The sequence below is a fragment of the Methanosarcina sp. UBA411 genome, assembly GCF_002495725.1.
Lineage (GTDB): Archaea > Halobacteriota > Methanosarcinia > Methanosarcinales > Methanosarcinaceae > Methanosarcina.
Genome location: NZ_DAGK01000015.1, coordinates 19,369 through 36,547, shown reverse-complemented (window position 1 = coordinate 36,547; position 17,179 = coordinate 19,369). Strand labels below are relative to the sequence as shown.

General features: G+C 39.9%; 17 protein-coding genes. 6 read left to right on the top strand and 11 right to left on the bottom strand.

The window, feature by feature from the left end; translation table 11 throughout:
• Window positions 1–222 precede the first annotated feature (222 nt).
• Window positions 223–1,026 (top strand): helix-turn-helix transcriptional regulator, encoded by an 804-nt coding sequence (locus BP861_RS06060; RefSeq protein ID WP_292373542.1) that lies wholly within the window; start codon window positions 223–225, stop codon window positions 1,024–1,026.
• A gap of 144 nt (window positions 1,027–1,170) precedes the next feature.
• Here the strand turns inward: BP861_RS06060 and BP861_RS06055 are convergent, their stop codons facing one another.
• The 4 genes from BP861_RS06055 to BP861_RS06040 all read right to left on the bottom strand — a co-directional run bounded on the left by BP861_RS06055 (window position 1,171) and on the right by BP861_RS06040 (window position 5,181).
• Complete coding sequence (locus BP861_RS06055; protein ID WP_292373541.1) at window positions 1,171–2,079, bottom strand: MBL fold metallo-hydrolase; 909 nt, start codon at window positions 2,077–2,079, stop codon at window positions 1,171–1,173.
• Between the two features lie 13 nt (window positions 2,080–2,092).
• The gene (locus tag BP861_RS06050) at window positions 2,093–3,124 is read right to left on the bottom strand and encodes an AI-2E family transporter (protein WP_292373540.1); all 1,032 of its coding nucleotides are present in this window, start codon (window positions 3,122–3,124) and stop codon (window positions 2,093–2,095) included.
• A 166-nt stretch (window positions 3,125–3,290) separates the two neighbouring features.
• Window positions 3,291–4,394: a DNA polymerase IV gene (gene dinB / locus BP861_RS06045; RefSeq protein WP_292373539.1), complete on the bottom strand. Its 1,104-nt coding sequence runs from the start codon at window positions 4,392–4,394 to the stop codon at window positions 3,291–3,293.
• Window positions 4,395–4,485: 91 nt separating this feature from the next.
• Window positions 4,486–5,181 carry a LolA family protein gene (locus tag BP861_RS06040; protein WP_292373538.1) on the bottom strand — a complete coding sequence of 232 codons (696 nt, stop codon included), beginning with the start codon at window positions 5,179–5,181 and terminating at the stop codon, window positions 4,486–4,488.
• Window positions 5,182–5,672: 491 nt separating this feature from the next.
• Between BP861_RS06040 and BP861_RS06035 the strand changes: the two genes are divergently transcribed.
• A complete protein-coding gene (locus tag BP861_RS06035; RefSeq protein ID WP_292373537.1) occupies window positions 5,673–6,839 on the top strand; it encodes a PQQ-dependent sugar dehydrogenase in 1,167 nt (388 codons plus the stop codon).
• Between the two features lie 59 nt (window positions 6,840–6,898).
• Entirely contained in the window at window positions 6,899–7,183 is a 285-nt protein-coding gene (locus BP861_RS06030; RefSeq protein WP_292373535.1) for a ferritin family protein, read from the top strand.
• Between the two features lie 309 nt (window positions 7,184–7,492).
• Here the strand turns inward: BP861_RS06030 and BP861_RS06025 are convergent, their stop codons facing one another.
• Window positions 7,493–7,765, bottom strand: a complete 273-nt coding sequence (locus BP861_RS06025) for a DUF1294 domain-containing protein (protein WP_292373534.1) — start codon at window positions 7,763–7,765, stop codon at window positions 7,493–7,495.
• 148 nt (window positions 7,766–7,913) lie between these two features.
• Here BP861_RS06025 and BP861_RS06020 point away from each other — a divergent pair, with 148 nt between their 5' ends.
• Window positions 7,914–8,981 carry a lysylphosphatidylglycerol synthase transmembrane domain-containing protein gene (locus BP861_RS06020; RefSeq protein ID WP_292373533.1) on the top strand — a complete coding sequence of 356 codons (1,068 nt, stop codon included), beginning with the start codon at window positions 7,914–7,916 and terminating at the stop codon, window positions 8,979–8,981.
• Between the two features lie 59 nt (window positions 8,982–9,040).
• Here BP861_RS06020 and BP861_RS06015 read toward each other — a convergent pair whose 3' ends face one another.
• Window positions 9,041–9,520: a serine protease gene (locus BP861_RS06015; RefSeq protein WP_292373532.1), complete on the bottom strand. Its 480-nt coding sequence runs from the start codon at window positions 9,518–9,520 to the stop codon at window positions 9,041–9,043.
• Between the two features lie 596 nt (window positions 9,521–10,116).
• Between BP861_RS06015 and BP861_RS06010 the strand changes: the two genes are divergently transcribed.
• Window positions 10,117–10,458 (top strand): hypothetical protein, encoded by a 342-nt coding sequence (locus tag BP861_RS06010; protein ID WP_292373531.1) that lies wholly within the window; start codon window positions 10,117–10,119, stop codon window positions 10,456–10,458.
• A 357-nt stretch (window positions 10,459–10,815) separates the two neighbouring features.
• Here the strand turns inward: BP861_RS06010 and BP861_RS06005 are convergent, their stop codons facing one another.
• The 4 genes from BP861_RS06005 to BP861_RS05985 form a co-directional block, all read right to left on the bottom strand.
• Complete coding sequence (locus BP861_RS06005; protein WP_292373529.1) at window positions 10,816–11,940, bottom strand: aldo/keto reductase; 1,125 nt, start codon at window positions 11,938–11,940, stop codon at window positions 10,816–10,818.
• A 321-nt stretch (window positions 11,941–12,261) separates the two neighbouring features.
• Window positions 12,262–12,642, bottom strand: a complete 381-nt coding sequence (locus BP861_RS06000; RefSeq protein WP_292373528.1) for a hypothetical protein — start codon at window positions 12,640–12,642, stop codon at window positions 12,262–12,264.
• Between the two features lie 97 nt (window positions 12,643–12,739).
• A complete protein-coding gene (locus BP861_RS05995; protein ID WP_292373619.1) occupies window positions 12,740–13,186 on the bottom strand; it encodes a glycosyltransferase family 2 protein in 447 nt (148 codons plus the stop codon).
• A 963-nt stretch (window positions 13,187–14,149) separates the two neighbouring features.
• Entirely contained in the window at window positions 14,150–14,761 is a 612-nt protein-coding gene (locus tag BP861_RS05985; RefSeq protein WP_292373527.1) for a methyltransferase family protein, read from the bottom strand.
• A gap of 621 nt (window positions 14,762–15,382) precedes the next feature.
• On the opposite strand from BP861_RS05985, the gene BP861_RS05980 reads away from it, so the two are divergent.
• Entirely contained in the window at window positions 15,383–16,684 is a 1,302-nt protein-coding gene (locus tag BP861_RS05980) for a phenylacetate--CoA ligase family protein (RefSeq protein WP_292373526.1), read from the top strand.
• Window positions 16,685–16,743: 59 nt separating this feature from the next.
• Here the strand turns inward: BP861_RS05980 and BP861_RS05975 are convergent, their stop codons facing one another.
• Window positions 16,744–17,139 carry a hypothetical protein gene (locus BP861_RS05975; RefSeq protein WP_292373525.1) on the bottom strand — a complete coding sequence of 132 codons (396 nt, stop codon included), beginning with the start codon at window positions 17,137–17,139 and terminating at the stop codon, window positions 16,744–16,746.
• Window positions 17,140–17,179: the final 40 nt, after the last annotated feature.

Sequence of the window (17,179 nt, the reverse complement as noted above, 5' to 3'; positions counted from 1 at the left end):
CGGGAAGAAGAATTGGAGGAAAATGCATTTCATTTATAAATTAAAGAGAAAAATATATTAACTATTAATTTTCAAGTTTTATGGAGATATTGGTATATTTCAGTTTTGATACTGGTGTACTTCAGTTTTTAGTGTGGATCTTCCTTTAGTGCTAATCTTATCTAGATTTACAAAACTTAGATATATTTGAAAACCTGCAGGCAGTCGATCAAGGTGCATGATATGGAAAACAATCTACTCGATCTAATCCTCCTCTCTGAAAAAAGAAAGAATGTGCTGTTGCTTCTGCTTGAAGGGCCAAAGGATATTGAAACAATAAAAAAAGCCCTTAGTGCAAGTGCAACCGCAGTCCAGCCCCAGGTAAAAAAACTCAAAGAGCAGCACCTGGTGGTCCAGGAAAAAAACCTCTATAAACTGAGCGAGATAGGCAGAGTTGTGGTTGAGAAAATGAAGCCTCTTGTAGATACGCTTGCCGTCCTCGAAGAGAATTCTGACTACTGGGCAGAACGGGAAGTGAACGAGATTCCGCCTTTTCTCCTGCGAAGAATTAACGAACTTGGTCACTGCACTATAATTGAACCTAAGATGGACTATATGTTTGAGCTGGTCCCGGAATATGTCAAAAATGTTCGGCTGTCAAAAGAGCTGAAGGCTGCAATTTCATATTTCCATCCTCTTTTCCCTTCTTTTTTCCTGGAAATTGCCGAAAAAGGAATCCCTATATCAATCGTTCTCCCTGAGCCTATCCTAAAAAGATGGGTTGAAGATTACAGGGAACAGACTGAGCAATATCTTAAAAAGGAAAATGCTAAACTCTTTGTCTGCATGGACTGTGAAAGGATCCCTGCTATTGTAGCAGCGGATAATTTCATGACAATGGCTCTTTTCCCGAAAAGTACGGTCTTTGACCGAAAGTATGTTATCTGCTTTGAGCCAGACTCGCTAGTCTGGGGAAAAGAACTCTATGACTATTATGAACAGCGCTCCGAACAGATTAAGGACATAGACAAGTACTCCTACATGTAATATAGCTAATCATAACTACTCCTACATGTAATATAGCTAATTATACCAGAGTGCCATCCTGACCAGATAAAATGAGAATTCCAATCCAACCTTTAAGCTACCTATTCAGGGAACAGCATTATTCTATTCCTTCCAACCGCCTCTTTAGAGATATTCCCCAAAACCTGCTTTCCCCTTTGCATAAGCATCGTGCCAGCCTGAAGGTACAGGTATTTTTTCATAAAGAGTTTTCCTCTGGGCCTCAAGGAGTTTCGGGGTCTTTCCCATAAACTCTGCAGCACAGAGGACTCGGGTTTCAACCTTTTCTGACAGCTCTTTTAACCATCTGTATCCTTCAAAAGACCTGAGAAGATGATGGTCCAGAATCAGAGTATCCACATGCCTGGCTAGAAGGAGAGCATTTTCCAAAGCCTCTTTTCCTGCTTCAGGGACACGGTGTGAAAGATAAAGAGGAGGGCCTGAGGCAAAAACAATTGTGGGTTCCCACGTGAGAACCTTAAGGACAGCTTCCCTGTCCAGAAGCTGAATGTCAGAGCTATGGACAAAAACCTCATCTCCCTCGCAGATTCGGGTCATCATGACAGTTCCAAAGCCCTTTTCCCTGGCCCCGTGAGGGACAGGAAAAGAAAAGTCCATATTGCCAGATTTTTTTCCTTCCGAAACCGGGAGAGGAAAACCCAAGAAATCCGAGAGTTCACGCCTCCTCTTTGCAGACAGGCCTGAGATATTTTGCGGGCCTTTGCACCAGAAATTTATCCCGTCAAGAGAAGGAAGGGCTTCCATCGGCAACTGATATGGATCTTCAGCCCTCATTGGCATATGGTCCCCGTGAAAGTGACTGATAACAACATCAGTGGCCTGTCCAAATGCAGAAAGAACTTTTTCTCTTATCCTGAAAGCAACAGCAATCTCTATGGGATGGGGAAGCAGGCCTGAACGTAAGCGTGCAAGTGCAACCCCGGGATCGATAAGAATCGTTTTTTCATCTGTCTTTATAACGCAGGCAAGAGATCTTGCCCCAAAGGACTCACACCCGAGTATTTCGATCTGCACATTTTTACTCCTTTCAAGAAATGTACTCTCTAGAAAACATCTGTACGGTTAGAACAAAGTAGGAGAGCAAAAGAGGGCCTATAACGATTCCTAGCAGCCCAAAAAGAGATACTCCTATAACAACCCCAAGCAGGGATAGAAACGGATGAATTTCTCCAACTTTTTTCTGGATAACAGGTCTGAGGAAGTTGTCAATAACACTTATAAAAAGCCCGGCTGCAAGTATACCAATTGCTGCAGTATAGTCTGCCTGGAAAAGCTGGACAATAATTGCAGGAACCCAGACTAGAGGTGATCCGACAACTGGCAAAAAGGATAGAATTCCTGCAATGAAACCCCAAAGGAAAGCTCCCTGAATATGAAAGATAAGAAATACTATGGTCAGGATTCCACCCTGAACAAGCGCGACTGCCCCACTGGCGATAAGAGTCGTCCGGACAATTTTTCTGAATTCATCTAGAAGAGTGGCTGTATTTTCTTCATTGAAGGGGACTGCAACAGAAAGCTGGCGCATAAAGTCCGAATCTTCTCCTGTAAAAAGGTAGTAGAGCATAAAGAACATTATTAATATACCAATGGACCTGTGGCTCAGGCTCTGGATCGAGCCCAGAATGAATAGGCTAGTGTAATTAACAGCTTGTGAAGCTAGTTCCATTGCTCTTTCTTCTATTTTTGTCTGGAATATATCAGTAGGAATATTCAGCCGTAATAGAAAATCAGTTAAAAAGTGAGCTCCAGACTCAATAGATGCGATAATGGATGCCTCATTAAGTAAAAGCTGTTCTATTTCACTGACAATCACGCTTAAAAGAAAATACAATGGTATCAGTACAACAAAGATGGACGTTATTATCACTAGTACGGCTGCGAACTGCTTCCGAAGCCTTACTTTTCTTATGAGAAAATGATAAAGAGATCGGAATATGACGAAAAGAATAAGAGCCCCAAAAATGTAATTTAAATAAGGAATCGTGGCATAAACAATGACCACAGTCAAGACTGAAATTATGAGAAGGGCCAGAGCCATCTTTACATTTTTTTTCATTGGATCTAAATTGGATATTCTATTATAAAATATATAAGTATGACAGTTTCAACTGTTGACATGAAAGCTTTTAGCTGCTTGAACACGTCGTTTCTAGGAGTTCTCGATCAAAAGTTTTCTCAAAACGCTTGCAGTTTCGCTCAAGACTTTTTTTAAAAGTCTTGTGTTAAAAATCCGTAATTAGGGATTGTTTTTCGCCCCTTTTTCGGAGTTTCGTAACCCCTATACCTACAAGCCTGAACTTTTGTCTTCCTAGAAATTCAGAAAGAAGTTGTATAGCTGTCCTTTTGATCACAAAAAAGTCTGAAGTCCAGATTGGAATGGTTTTTGAGCGCGTATATGTAGAGAAATCTTCAAAACGCACGGTAAGAATTACGGTTTTGAAAAGAAACCTGTTTTTAAGAAGGGAGCTATGCACACTTTCCGCAAGCATGCTTAGAGACTCGGTGATCTTTACAGGGTCACTGGTATCTTCAGCAAAGGTTCCGTGCCTGCTGATTGATTTTACACTTTCCTTCTCCCGAACCTCCCCGAAATCTAGCCCGTTTGCCAGTTGCTTCATGCGGAGCGCCATTTTGCCGAACTTTTCCGAAAGCAGCTGCACATCACAATTTGCAAGTTCTTCTACCCTGCTTAGTCCCATTGATTTCAGCTTGTCAGCAGTTTTTTCTCCTATTCCTGGGATTTTCGAGACCGGCAGCGGAAAAAGAAATTTCCTTGCATCTTCGGGCCTGACAACGATAAGCCCATCGGGTTTCTGGAATCCAGAAGCAATTTTTGCAATTAACTTGTTCGGTCCGACTCCGATTGAACAGGTAATTCCTTCCTGCTCTTGTACTTCGTCTTTAATCCTGAGAGCATAAAGGGCAGCCTCTTCAAAATTCCTAATCTCGGGACCTGGTACAAGGTAAGCTTCATCCACACTGACCTGCTGGAACCTATCCGCAAATCCTCTCAAAATTTCCATTACTTTTGCCGAAACGCCAGCATACAGTTTCATGTTCACAGGTAAAAAGACTGCATCCGGACAGAGCCGATAAGCTTGTGATATCGGCATTGCGGAATGAATCCCATATTTTCGCGCCTCGTACGAGCAAGTACTCACAACTCCCCTTCCTGGCCCTCCTTTCGGGTCAGAACCCACAACTACAGGAAGCCCTTTCAGTTCCGGCCTCTCTCTTACCTCAACTGACGCAAAGAAACTGTCCATATCCGCGTGGAAGGTAATTCGCCTTTCAAGAGCATTTATTTTCAAACTGGAGGCAGGCATTATCCTCAAATAGGGAAAATATGTAAAAAGGTTTGAGGAAGTAGGGTGAAAGTATTAACCTATTGTTTTTATTTAACCTATTGTTTTTATTTTAATCTATTGTTTTTATTTCAGCCCCATCTGGAATATTGAAGACAAACTCTGAGTCCGGAATTCCTGAGTTAACTTTAAGGTCGTAGATTTCGGTTCTTACTGTCAGGTTTCCACTACTGTCATATAGCTCGTACTTAAGGGGCATCCAGGTTTCTTTATCTATCCAGATTTTTGTGTCATATTGCGCAGCGTTTTCTTCGGTTTCTTTAGGAACCGCCTTCAACAGGTAAGTTTCTCTGCTGTCAATCTCCTCAAGGCCCAGTAAAGAGACATTCGTATCATTAAGGGTAATCCCTGCGAGAGTCAGATAGTCACTTTTAGTTAGTTCCGGAGTTTTGGAAAGCCTTGTTTTCATTACCGTGTTTGTATCGGGAGCGTACATCCACCTGAATTCTCCATCTGAAAGTACGAGTGTCTCTTCCTCCTTCCCGGGTTCCTGTATAAAGTTCTTAATCATATAAGGTTTCTTGTATATGGTTTTAAATTCGCTTTCTATGGCCTTTTCCCCGACGTAGTAAGCGGTGTGCATTGTATACGAGTAATCTTGAATGCTGTCCTGTTTCTCCAGCATCCGGCTTGCAATCTCTTCTGCACCCAGGTCTTTTTCCGTGCAGCCTGAAGCAAAAAGAGCCAGAGTTATGAAAGTGAGCAGGAGCATTGATTTGAGGATTTTCTTTATTCTCACGTTACTCATCCTTTCTTTATTTTTATTTGTTAAACTCGTATTTACAGGGTAACACTTCTGCTACTGGCTGATGTTATCCAGAAACATATCGGATATTTTATATGTTTTAAACAGTAAGGGCAAAAATAATATAAACTTTACTCTATTGTTTGAGAAGATATTTCTATAAAGTTGAGAAATATATAATTTAAAGATCACTTCAGTCCTGCTTTCCAGTTTTAAAGGGGGAAGTTTAAGAATATTTAAAACTGGAAATTTCATGAGAGACTATCTGGTCGGAGAAAGGACAAACTAACCGACCAAATGCGGGTGCTGGAAGTCAGAAAAAACAAATGGTCAACCTTTCCAGAGATTAAATCTGAATCTTTAGTATGAAGAGGACGGCTCATCGTGAAGGGCTCGCCGGAAGGACAGGATATCCGGTCCTCGGGCCGAAAAAATGTATCAGGGCCTAAAGTATCTGACGCAAAAAATTAATTCCAAGTAAAATGGTGGGGGAAATGAAGGGGACAAAGATAATATTAGGTTTTTTTGCAGTTATTGTACTCATTTTCGTAGCTTATGCCGCCATGAGAACTGTGCCGATTAGTGGATGCGGGGAAGACGAAATAGGGCTTGCCTGCATTAAGCTTCCGCCAGGTTTTTCTATCGATTATTATACTAAGAATGTCGAAGGTGCAAGGTCAATGACTCTTAGCCCCAACGGTACTCTTTTTGTCGGAAGCCGAGATGCAGGAAAGGTCTATGCGGTTCTTAACCGGAACAATGACAGTAAAGCCGACGAAGTGATTGTGATTGCTGAGGGCTTGGATATGCCAAACGGGGTGGCGTTCAGGAACGGCTCACTATACGTTGCTGAGGTTTCCAGAGTAATTCGTTATGATAATATCGAATCAAGGATGAAAGACTCGCCTGAACCTGTTGTAGTTAACGATAGTTTTCCGTCCGACCGCGCTCACGGCTGGAAATATATCAAGTTCGGGCCTGACGGAAAGCTGTATGTGCCTGTAGGAATGCCCTGCAACATTTGTAATAAGGAAGGAGAAGATGAGCGGTATGGCACAATCATGAGGATGGAACCTGATGGGAGCCAACTTGAGATCTTTGCAAGAGGGATTAGGAATACAGTCGGTTTTGACTGGAATCCTAAAACCAAAGAGCTATGGTTTACTGATAACGGAAGGGATTGGCTTGGAGATGATGCACCTCCGGATGAACTTAACCGGGCACCTTTAAAAGGAATGCATTTCGGATTTCCTTATTGCCACGGGGGAGATATTCCGGATCCGGAATTTGGGAAAGTCCGGAATTGCTCGGAATTCACGCCTCCCGAAATGAAACTAGGCCCGCATGTTGCTGCCCTTGGAATGACTTTTTACACAGGCACAACGTTTCCTGAAGAATACAGAAACCAGATCTTTATTGCCGAACATGGTTCCTGGAATAGAAAAGTCCCCATCGGGTATCGGGTCTCCCTTGTCAGATTGGAGAATGGAAAGCCCGTAAGTTATGAGCCTTTTGCTGAGGGTTGGCTTCAGGGGCTTGCAGCCTGGGGAAGACCTGTAGATGTCCTTGTAATGCCTGACGGAGCCCTGCTCGTTTCCGATGATAAGAATAACGCGATTTACAGGATCAGTTATAGCTTATCCAATTCCCGGATCCAGTAAACGTAATCTGGTAAATGTATTTATTATTATATACGCATATATGTAAACGGGGGACAAAATTGTTATCCAAAATACCCGTAGACATTAAAAGCATATCTGAAGGAGACATTGATAAAGAGATCCTCAGAGCTGCTATCGTTGCTGAGCTTGATGCTGTAAACCTTTATGAGCAAATGGCAAACTTAACAAAAGATGAGAATATAAAAGCTGTGCTTATGGATGTGGCAAAAGAGGAAAAAACGCACATCGGAGAGTTTCAGGCTCTTTTACTTCAGTTTGACCCTCAGCACAAAAAGGAACTTGAGGCCGGAGCTAAAGAGGCGGAAGAGGTATCATCCAAATAATTCCTCCTCTTCCTCAATCCTTGAATTTCCCAGAGAACTTTCAGGGAAATAAAGTGAATTCGTGCCCTTTTTTTCTGATAGTATTCGATCCTCTGCAGAAGTGAACTTTCACAGTTCTCAACTCTTTTAATGGCAATTTTTACTCTATCTTTACAAACCCTTGATTTCAGGTGTTATCAAAGTTAGCCTGATAAGTACTTAAAAAACTACTTTTCCTCTTTCTTGACTCAGCTCCCTTCTTTCCTGTAATTATGAATTTTACTCTTACTTAAATGGTTCTTGCAATTGATTTAGCCTAAAACCTTCGGTTTAAAGATTCATCCAGAGCACTAAAAGGAGGTGGATTCCTAAAAATGCAGGCACCAGAAATTTGAACATAGGCTTCTGGGTCTTGTGCCTGAATTGCTGCATCCCGAGCAGTGAACCGATCGGCCCAAAAAGAGAAACGATTAATAGGCTATTTTCGGAAATTCTCCATTTATCCTTTCTTGCCTTGAATTTATCTATTCCATACAGGGCATAAGAAACTGCATTAAGAACAGCATAAATAATAGGGAAAAGAAAATAAACAGTCTCTGTCATGAAAATAAATTCTTCCTAATAATAATTAAAGGCAGTGAAATTTATTCTATTACATTAAGCTGAGGAAGATCAATATAAATTACGGTACTAATTAGATGATTGCCAGAAATATAGCCAGATAAGAATGTTTGGGAGAAGAGAATCTTAAATGAGTATAATTCGGAATGAAAATAAATTAGAACAAAAAAATGAGAATAGTGCCCACAGAACTCTGTTATCTCCTCCACCTCTGGTCTTAAAGGTAGGCCGTTACCTTCCAACTCTTATCTTGATGGGGCTGGCTGTTAACCTAATTCTTCCGCAGCTTGCTTCGGTTGAAGCTTCCCTGCATGTCATCAAATCAATGGTTCCATGGGCTGTGATGCTGGCTGCCATTGCCCAGGGTGTCAGTTACTTGGGGGCCGGTTACCTTATAAATTCAGTCGTAGTAAAAGTAAAACAGACTATTCCGATATTAAGAGGAGTTATAATAGCACTCGGGGCTTCAAGTATAGGCATGCTTGCAGGAGGCCCATTCGGGAATGCTGCAGCAACTTATCAATGGGTAAGGAAATATGGCGTCAGCGCCGAGGGTGCAGGGCTTGCGGGCACTCTGCCCACAATTTTTAACAATACGATCTTAACATTACTGGCTGTAGCTGGAATTCTGCATCTCCTGTTAACCCACAGGCTTTCTTCTGTAGAGTTTTTTGCCTTTATTTTAATCCTTATATTACTTGGCCTGGGCTTTGCAGCAATAAAATGGGGAATAGAAAACCAGGCAGGTTTCACACTCATTATTGTCAGGATAGCGGCTTACTTTGCCAAGCTCCTGCATAAAACCTATGCACCTGCTACAACTGAAACCTCAGTAGGCCGGATTTTTGCAGCCCTTGAAGCATTAAGCAATAGAGGCTGGAAGCGTCCGCTTTTGGGATCTGTGATTTATACTGGTTTTGATATGCTGACTCTTTATTTCTTCTTTATAGCTGTAGGGTATCCGGTAGGGCCAGAGATTCTGGTTGTAGGATATGGGCTTCCTCTTCTCCTAGGTAAAATAGCCTTTCTCCTGCCCGGAGGAATCGGTGTTGTGGAGAGCACTATGGCTGCTCTCTATACAGGCCTCGGAGTACCTGGCTCAATTGCAGTCGTTGTCGTACTCAGCTACAGGGTGTTTTCTTTCTGGATTCCAACGCTGATAGGATTTCCAATAGCATTTTATCTGCAGAGAACATGAAGTTAAGATAAAACATGAAGTTAGAAATTCGTAAGATCAATTTTTACTTTTCTCTTTCGTTATCTTTTCAGGCTTCGAAGAATATTGGACGAAATTGCTGTTCCCATGCAGTTATTCAGCGTCACCGAGGACATAAGTCCTATTACCTTTCCTCCCTGCAGGATAGGCGAACCGCTATCCCCAGGTTCAGGCATATTAAGGCATGGAAAGCTCAGATAAACCAGTGAAGCCCCGGAATTAACGATTCTACACTGGATAACATGAGTCTCATTTATAAGCTCGGCTTGCTCTAGTACAGCCGGGACGCCAAATTCAGTTATTTCAACCGGGCTGTCAGGAGGAATCTCTATTAGGGCTAAATCATAGTCTTTCAAAATTCTCGTAACAGCGAATTTTATTCCATCAACTGTTAAATGATCTCCTTCCCCTTGGAATAGATGAGAAACCGTAACCATGTAAGGCAATCCTTTGAGCAAGATAACAGCGCCAATTGTACAGCGTGTTCCATTGCGAAAAAAAGAGCCACCTGATTTTATCATAAGCTTCGTCAACCTGTAAATTCTTTCGGGGCTGATTTATTGGATTTCCGTTTATGTTAAATTATGCCTCGCTATATTTAGTGTTACATATAGGTGGCACCCTACCAGGCTTTAGAGCTTTTTCTAGTTTTTAAAAATGGTAGCTCCTACAGGCTTTCTTAGTCTCTTATATAGCTTAAACGTACATTAGTAATTGAGGGGAGCTGCTACTGGAAAGCCTACCTATCTGACTATTCGGAAAAGCCCACAACAATACTTTGCTGTATAACTCCGAAAAGGTCATGAGTTCCAATTCAGTAGTCTTGCTCTTCTCTCTTTTCTATACCTGGGTACTCTATACAGATATTTATTTATTTTTTATTCTAATATCTATATTTTGGAATTTATATTACATTTGGATAAATCTGCTCCAAAAAATGATATACTCAAAAAATATATAAATTTATTTATTTATTTATTTATTTATTTATTTATTTATTTATTTATTTATTTATAAAAACTGTATTGTTTATTATTTTTCAAAGAAATAGGTAAATAATTGTGTTTGAATTCTTCTCATTACGCAAGCATTTCATTTCAAAGCAGAGGGACAAAATATGGATAAACAAACAGTTAAACATGCAATTATAAAGTTTAGTCATTTAATTGAGAGAAATAAAGAACAACTAGCTTATTCAGATTTTAAAGAAGGAATTAATAAAGGTCTAGATATCGCAAAGAATACTTTTGAGGATCATGTAGAAAAATTTGACATATCCAATTCAAAAGAGAATCAAACCATAAAGATACAGAATTTACAGAATGAATACAACTTACTTATAGACACGCTTAAGATAGGAAAGAAACCAAACTGTTCCACAGATTGTTTAGAGGGAATATATGAGGGACTTGAGAAATCTAAGGCATTATTTGGAGAATTTATAGAGGAATTTGTATAATCTTACTACTAGTTGATATCGGACTATGTGCTTATCGGACTATGTGCTGCTTTGAAGTTTTTAACTTAGAACCATTATTTTCTCAAATACTAGTTTTCATATTAACTTTAAAATATTAATCGTATGATAATAACACTTGAGGTAGAGAATTTTACTGGGCACTTCAAACGACAATCTCTCTACTTCTGCTGTAGTCAACCTCCATATAGAGCCATTGACTCCTCTTCAGGCAATCTATTGATAACAATTAGCTGCTGAGGGATGTAGTTAGTTGATTCAGCGGCTCTAATTTATTCTCTGCCATTTTTTCTTTTCACTGTTATAATCGAAAAGTATTGTAATCGAAAAAAAGAAAAATCACTTTTCAAATAGTTTTATAACTTCTTTTAACATTTCTTTTATTGGCGTCTTTTGTGGGCATTTCTCTTCACATTGCCCGCATTCAGTACAGTTTGAAGCCTTACCTTCAAGGCCACCATACAAAATTTTTTCTTCTTCTACCCTGTCAAACATCTCGGCGTTGTTCAGGTATTTAAAGCTCTCTGGAATGTTTACTCCTGATGGGCAAGGCATGCAGTAGTGGCAGCCAGTACAATAAACTCTTGTTTTTGATCTATAAATCTCTTTTACTCTGGAAATCAGTTTTTTCTCCTCTTCTGTCAAAGAATTAGAAAACCCTTTCTCTGCTAGCTCTATGTTGTTCTTTACCTGCTCTATATCTGACATTCCACTGAGGACAACATTTATTTCCGGATAATCCCAGAGATATTGAAAACCCCATTCCACAGGACTTCTTTTCGTTTCTGCAGAATCCCAGATTTCCTGAATTTCAGGAGGATTTGAGACAAGATAGCCCCCACGTAGAGGCTCCATAATAACAACCCCAAGACCTTTTGAGGCTGCGTACATCAAGCCTTCCTTTCCTGCCTGGAAATTTTCATCCATGAAATTGTACTGGATCTGGCACATGTTCCATGGATAAGAGTTAATAATTTCTTTAAACAGCTCCAGATTATCATGGAAAGAGAAACCTGTATATTTTATTCTTCCATCCTCAACAGCAGAATTAAGGAAATCAAAAACGTTGTGTTTTTTTACAAGAGGCCAGCAGTCTCTGTTTAGCGCATGAAGAAGATAGAAATCTATGTGATCGGTACTGAGCCGATCAAGCTGCTCGTTTAAGTAACGGTCCATATCCTCTCTGCTTGTAACAAGCCAGCTTGGAAGTTTTGTTGCTAGATACACTTTTTCCCTGTAACCGTCCTGAAGAGCCTTCCCAATAATGAATTCACTCATACCTTCATGATAGGGATAAGCAGTGTCAATATAATTGACACCGTGATCTATAGCATAACGGATCATATATGCAGCTTTTTCCTCATCGACTTTTGAGTCGTCACCCCCAAGAGTAGGAAGCCGCATTGTACCAAATCCCAGTATTGAGAACATTTTACCTGTTTGACCAAGTTCCCTATATAACACGTATTTTTACCCCCCGATATAAACAAACATTCTAGTCCACTTTCTTTATTACTGTTTTATAGTACCTGCAATTAATATTTTAAGTAATATTTTACGTGATATGAATAATTTTACGTGATATGAATAAGGATTAGTGATTTAAAATGTGCCAATTAAGGTAATAATGTCGTTTATATAGATATTATTATCTTAGCTTAATCATAAAAATAGACCAGGAAGATATTTTAAAAGCGAATTATTCTAATATTTAGATATTAGAAGAAATAAACTATTTATTTATATTTTATAAATTAAGGTTTAAATATATTTACCACAAGAATTCTATTTCCTGACCCTAAATTGAGAAAATGCTGGAGAATTGTTTTCAATAGCTGTTAAGAACATTGTACTAAGTAATAATTTTTTGTAGGCTAATTTGATGTCACTTCTCGTTAGAAGACTTAAAGCCAGATTTTTATCACCAGCCTCCACATTGTGTTTTGCTGTGCACATCTCAACGAATTTCATATATTCCTCTAAATCTTTTATAATCTCAGGTGGTACCCTACCAAGCTTTAGAGCCTCTTTTCCCGTTTCTAAAAGAGGATGACCCTTTACAGGTTTTCTTCTGTATGCAGCACTGTTGACAACGTTTTGATAATATATAGCACATGCCTGGCTACTGTATGCAAACGGATATTTTAGGGCAATTCTACCCCACATATCAATATCTTCTCCCCACCAAAAACCGGTCTGAAAACCTCCAATTTCTGAGAATATTTTTTTAGGAACTGTTACTGAAGACGTATAAAATATATCTTTATGTGATACATCTTTCAGGTTTACTAAAATAATTTAATATTAATCCTTCATCTGGAATAAGCTTCCTTAACTCTTCATCTTTATCCATTAATACGTTATCAATAAACTCAGTTTTTATTGAAGTTGCGTACAGGCCTGCGCATGGATATTTCTCCCTCAGCCTCAGGATTGTCTCAAGATAATCTGGCATCCACTCGTCATCCGCATCCAAAAAAGCTATAAGTTCGGATTTAGCTTCATTAATACCTCTATTACGAGCTACTGAGACACCTGCATTTTTTTGATTGATCAATCGAATTCTAGTATCACTGAAATTCTTCACTATATCTGCACTTTTATCTGTTGATCCGTCATTTACCACCACTATCTCAAAATCCTGAACTTTTTGGCTTATGACAGAATCCAATGCTCTCTTAACATGTGGCTCTTTATTGTAAAAAGGAATAACAACTGAAAATTTAACCAGAATACCGTCTCCTTATAATATCCAGTTTTCCTTATAATATTCAGTTATACGAACCTCTGAAGAAAGGGAAAGGTAGTTCACTATTACGATTTAGAAAGCCTGCAGTAGCCATATTTTCTAAAAACTACTACTTGTAATTCCCCCGTTTCTAAGAAGAATTTCTTAGTAAAGGCATATAATATTACATATGGGAAAATACTCTTACTGTATCTGGTACGATACATTTTATCTAGATATTTTAGACATTTTCAAGGAAAATGCCCGCATTCAAAACAAAATGTGAATTTATTTTTTGTTAAAGTTTCGCGTATTTTTATTTTGAATATGACTGGAGTAACAAGTTTGTTGACCATAATTCTACAGCCGGGACATTTATTCTTCTTACTTAAGTAAGCCATGCAAATGCAACAATTCATTCCGCAGGGGCAATGAGTAGAGTTTCATTCAATAATAGCACACTCCTTATATGCTGCATGTCTGTCCAACAGTAATGTCCATAAAGTTTACATATACACTGACCTCAACATAAGTCCCGTTTCCGCTGTCAAGTCGTCTTTTCTATATGTAGTCGGAGAATTGATAAAAAGGCTTAACTTTCACAATTATCTCTTCAGCTTTAGAGTTAAGAGATATTAAACTCTTTGAAATCTTTTTAGGAATTTTACATTTTTTAAACTACTGATTCTACAGTTATCCAAACATAATCACTTCTTATCTTATGAGAATACATAACTTATAATCAATTTACATATCTCTTAACATCTTTATTCAGAGAAGGCTTGTAGTCCTTTCTTTAATGCCGCAATTTACAGTTATCGCCACTAAAAATACAGCTAAAAAACAGTACTTTTGAACAGAACTCCTCGTATATCTTTGCAAATTCTCCATAGGTTATGCTTTTTTCGCCAATTGATACTGGTTAGTAATGCATAAAGCTGGATGTTAATCAAACTCTTTACCGGTTTCCTTTAACCTGGGAATTATCCTGTGAACCCTCTTTTGGTACTCTCTGTATTCGTCGCCAAACTGTGCCACCAGCCTTGTTTCCCAGTGTAGAGACCCAATAAACAGATATACGGTAGTCAAAAGGTATATGACAAGCAGATTGACGGTCATAATGGGAGTAAGCCAGATCATTACCAGGCCTGAGAGCAGGAAGGGGTCCCTTATCCATCGGTAAATTCCCTTAATGTTCAGGGAACCTGCTTCAGGAGTCTGTGGGGCAGAGAGCTGCGAGCGTATTTTGAATCTGTGCGGAGCATCCCGAAAAGCTTTGGGAGCAATAAGCGCAGCAATTAACTGTCCGCCGACCATCAGCCAGCGCCAGGGAGAAGGTATTCTGTAAAGAGTCCGTCCCGGATTTTTGTAGAGCAGATAAGCGAGAGGTGATATCGTCAGAACTGCAACGAGGCTGTATGCTGGCATATATAACCTATCTGCCCTGGAACCCAAGCCCCTCACGAGGAGGCGTTTGAATGGAAGGCTTGCAGTAAGGCTGTGAATAACTGCAAACGCTGTAAGAGAAAAAACAGGGATAATTTTAGACGAAACCAATTTCAATAGCCCCATAATTTATTCAAATAGCTTATATTTCCACACCAGTATGAAAGGTTTACTTGTAGTACCTGATAAACATTGGAAGTTCAAGCATATAGAGCACATGGCACAGAAGACAAGCTTCAATCACACTTAATGGATAATGCTGAATTTGGCTGTCAAGTCAAGTTTAAGGAAATAAAATTACAAGCAACCAAGCTAGCTCTAAATTATAAAAGCAAACCTGAAAGTCCACATGTTTAAAAAATGCTTTGAGGAGTATTGTTCTAATTGCTAATTTTTATTTAATACACAATAAAAACAATTATTAGATTCCATAAACCTTTAAAAAACAATGATGTTAATATTCAATAACTGTGCATGAAAATTTGACTTACCTATATTCCCATAATTTGATACTAGAGAAGCCTCCTAAATTTTCGACCTCCCCAACTCAAAAAACACTTCCCCTCAACAATATTTATATCTGTGAAGGATTACAGTACATCTGATTTTTCCGAACGTTTTATATTACTCATAGGATTATTTAATATATCATGACATGTAGAGACATGGCATTCATGCGTTAAACATTATAACCTGAGAACGGTTTCACAAATAAAAAAGAAGGTTCTGTTAATGAAATACTGGCAGCCGAAATACGAAACAATGAATCCCGAAGAAATGAAGAAATTACAGCTAAAACGCCTTCAACACAGCGTAAAGCTGGTCTATGACAATGTTCCTTTTTACAGGCAGAATTTCAAAGCCGCCGGAGTTACTCCCGAGGACATCAAAACCCTCGAAGATGTCCGTAAATTGCCTTTTACGCGGAAAACCGACCTTCGGGACAACTATCCTTTCGGGCTTTTTGCTGCCAAAAAAGAAGACATAGTACGTATCCATGCCTCCTCAGGCACCAGTGGGAAGCCTACAGTCGTCGGGTACACGGCAAAAGACATTGAGACCTGGTCGGACATGACCGCCAGGAACCTCACAATGATAGGGCTTACCCCAAGCGACACGATCCAGAACTCCATGAATTACGGGCTCTTTACAGGCGGCCTGGGCTTCCACTACGGAGTAGAAAGAATGGGCGCAATGGTCGTGCCGGCCGCAACCGGAAATACCGCCCGACAGCTCGAGATGATGATCGACTTCGGCGTAACTGCAGTCCACTGTACCCCCTCTTATGCTTTTTACCTTGCCGAGACGGCTGAAGAACTCGATCTTATAGACAAGCTCTCTTTAAAAGCCGCAATCTTCGGCGGAGAACCCTGGTCGGAAAACACGCGGAAACAGCTTGAAAAGCGGCTCAACCTCAAGGCCTACGACTGCTACGGTCTTTCCGAAATGTTCGGGCCAGGAATCGGTTTCGAGTGCCAGGAGCAGGATGGCCTGCACATCTGGAGCGACAATTTCCTTGTCGAGGTCCTTGACGAAAACGGAGAACAGATCTCTGAAGGTGAAAAAGGCGAACTCGTACTTACTTCCATCAACAAGGAAGGCTTCTGCAACATCCGATACCGCACAGGCGACATGACAAAGCTTCTTGAATCCGAATGCGAGTGCGGCAGAACAACAACAAGAATTTCCCGCCTAATGGGCCGGGCCGACGATATGCTGATCGTTAGAGGCATCAATGTTTTCCCTTCCCAGATCCAGGACGTCATCTCCCGTATTCCACAAGTGGGCGATTACTTCCAGCTCATCCTTGACCGCAACAAACACATGCTCGACGAACTCACAATTGAGGTCGAACTCCAGGATAACGCCTTTACCGGCGACCTGAAAGACCTTAAAGCCCTTCAGGAACACGTCCAGCATGAACTAAAAGCCGTCCTGAATATCCGCACAAATGTCGAGCTCCTTGAAAAAGGCAGCATCGAGAGGACCGGAGGAAAGGCAAAGAGAATAATCGACAGGCGTGCGCAGCTCTGAGCCCTGTACAGCCTTTTAGTAGAATTACTGTTTAGTAACTTAAATGATCAGGGAATTTTTTATTCTCTGATTCTCTTTAACTCTTTTTTACGCCCGCTAAAATGAATTTCAATTTTTTCAACAGCAGTTACGTTGAAGATATTGTTTATTAGAACCCCGGATAGCTCCACACTCGACGAAGGAGAGCAGCCTTCTAAAAAAGAAACAATAAAGCTAAAATTAAAAATTAGGTGGTGCATTAGTATCTGGTTGATATTTTGTCTTTGAGTGTTTTTGCTTAGTTTCATCTGTTTTCTAAGCTTACCTGTGTACAGGAAATTGAGTGCACATAAAGCAAAAAATGAGAGCGGAATGCTAATGTGTGAATACTCTGGAAAATACCAACTGATTGTTGGTGGACCACCAAAAATAGCTAAAACCTGAAAAAAATGAAGGAATGTGTTTGTAGGTAACACATTCAGCCAGAGCTTGAATTTGCCTTAATATCCCGTTACT

What these genes read in the sequence shown, in the direction of transcription:
- BP861_RS06050 (WP_292373540.1), bottom strand. Translation starts at nt 3,124, where the DNA reads ATGAAAAAAAATGTAAAGATGGCTCTGGCCCTTCTCATAATTTCAGTC.
- BP861_RS06060 (WP_292373542.1), top strand. Translation starts at nt 223, where the DNA reads ATGGAAAACAATCTACTCGATCTAATCCTCCTCTCTGAAAAAAGAAAG.
- BP861_RS05980 (WP_292373526.1), top strand. Translation starts at nt 15,383, where the DNA reads ATGAAATACTGGCAGCCGAAATACGAAACAATGAATCCCGAAGAAATG.
- BP861_RS06015 (WP_292373532.1), bottom strand. Translation starts at nt 9,520, where the DNA reads ATGATAAAATCAGGTGGCTCTTTTTTTCGCAATGGAACACGCTGTACA.
- dinB (WP_292373539.1), bottom strand. Translation starts at nt 4,394, where the DNA reads ATGCCTGCCTCCAGTTTGAAAATAAATGCTCTTGAAAGGCGAATTACC.
- BP861_RS06025 (WP_292373534.1), bottom strand. Translation starts at nt 7,765, where the DNA reads ATGACAGAGACTGTTTATTTTCTTTTCCCTATTATTTATGCTGTTCTT.
- BP861_RS06010 (WP_292373531.1), top strand. Translation starts at nt 10,117, where the DNA reads ATGGATAAACAAACAGTTAAACATGCAATTATAAAGTTTAGTCATTTA.
- BP861_RS06040 (WP_292373538.1), bottom strand. Translation starts at nt 5,181, where the DNA reads ATGAGTAACGTGAGAATAAAGAAAATCCTCAAATCAATGCTCCTGCTC.
- BP861_RS06000 (WP_292373528.1), bottom strand. Translation starts at nt 12,642, where the DNA reads ATGTGGGGTAGAATTGCCCTAAAATATCCGTTTGCATACAGTAGCCAG.
- BP861_RS06035 (WP_292373537.1), top strand. Translation starts at nt 5,673, where the DNA reads ATGAAGGGGACAAAGATAATATTAGGTTTTTTTGCAGTTATTGTACTC.
- BP861_RS06020 (WP_292373533.1), top strand. Translation starts at nt 7,914, where the DNA reads ATGAGTATAATTCGGAATGAAAATAAATTAGAACAAAAAAATGAGAAT.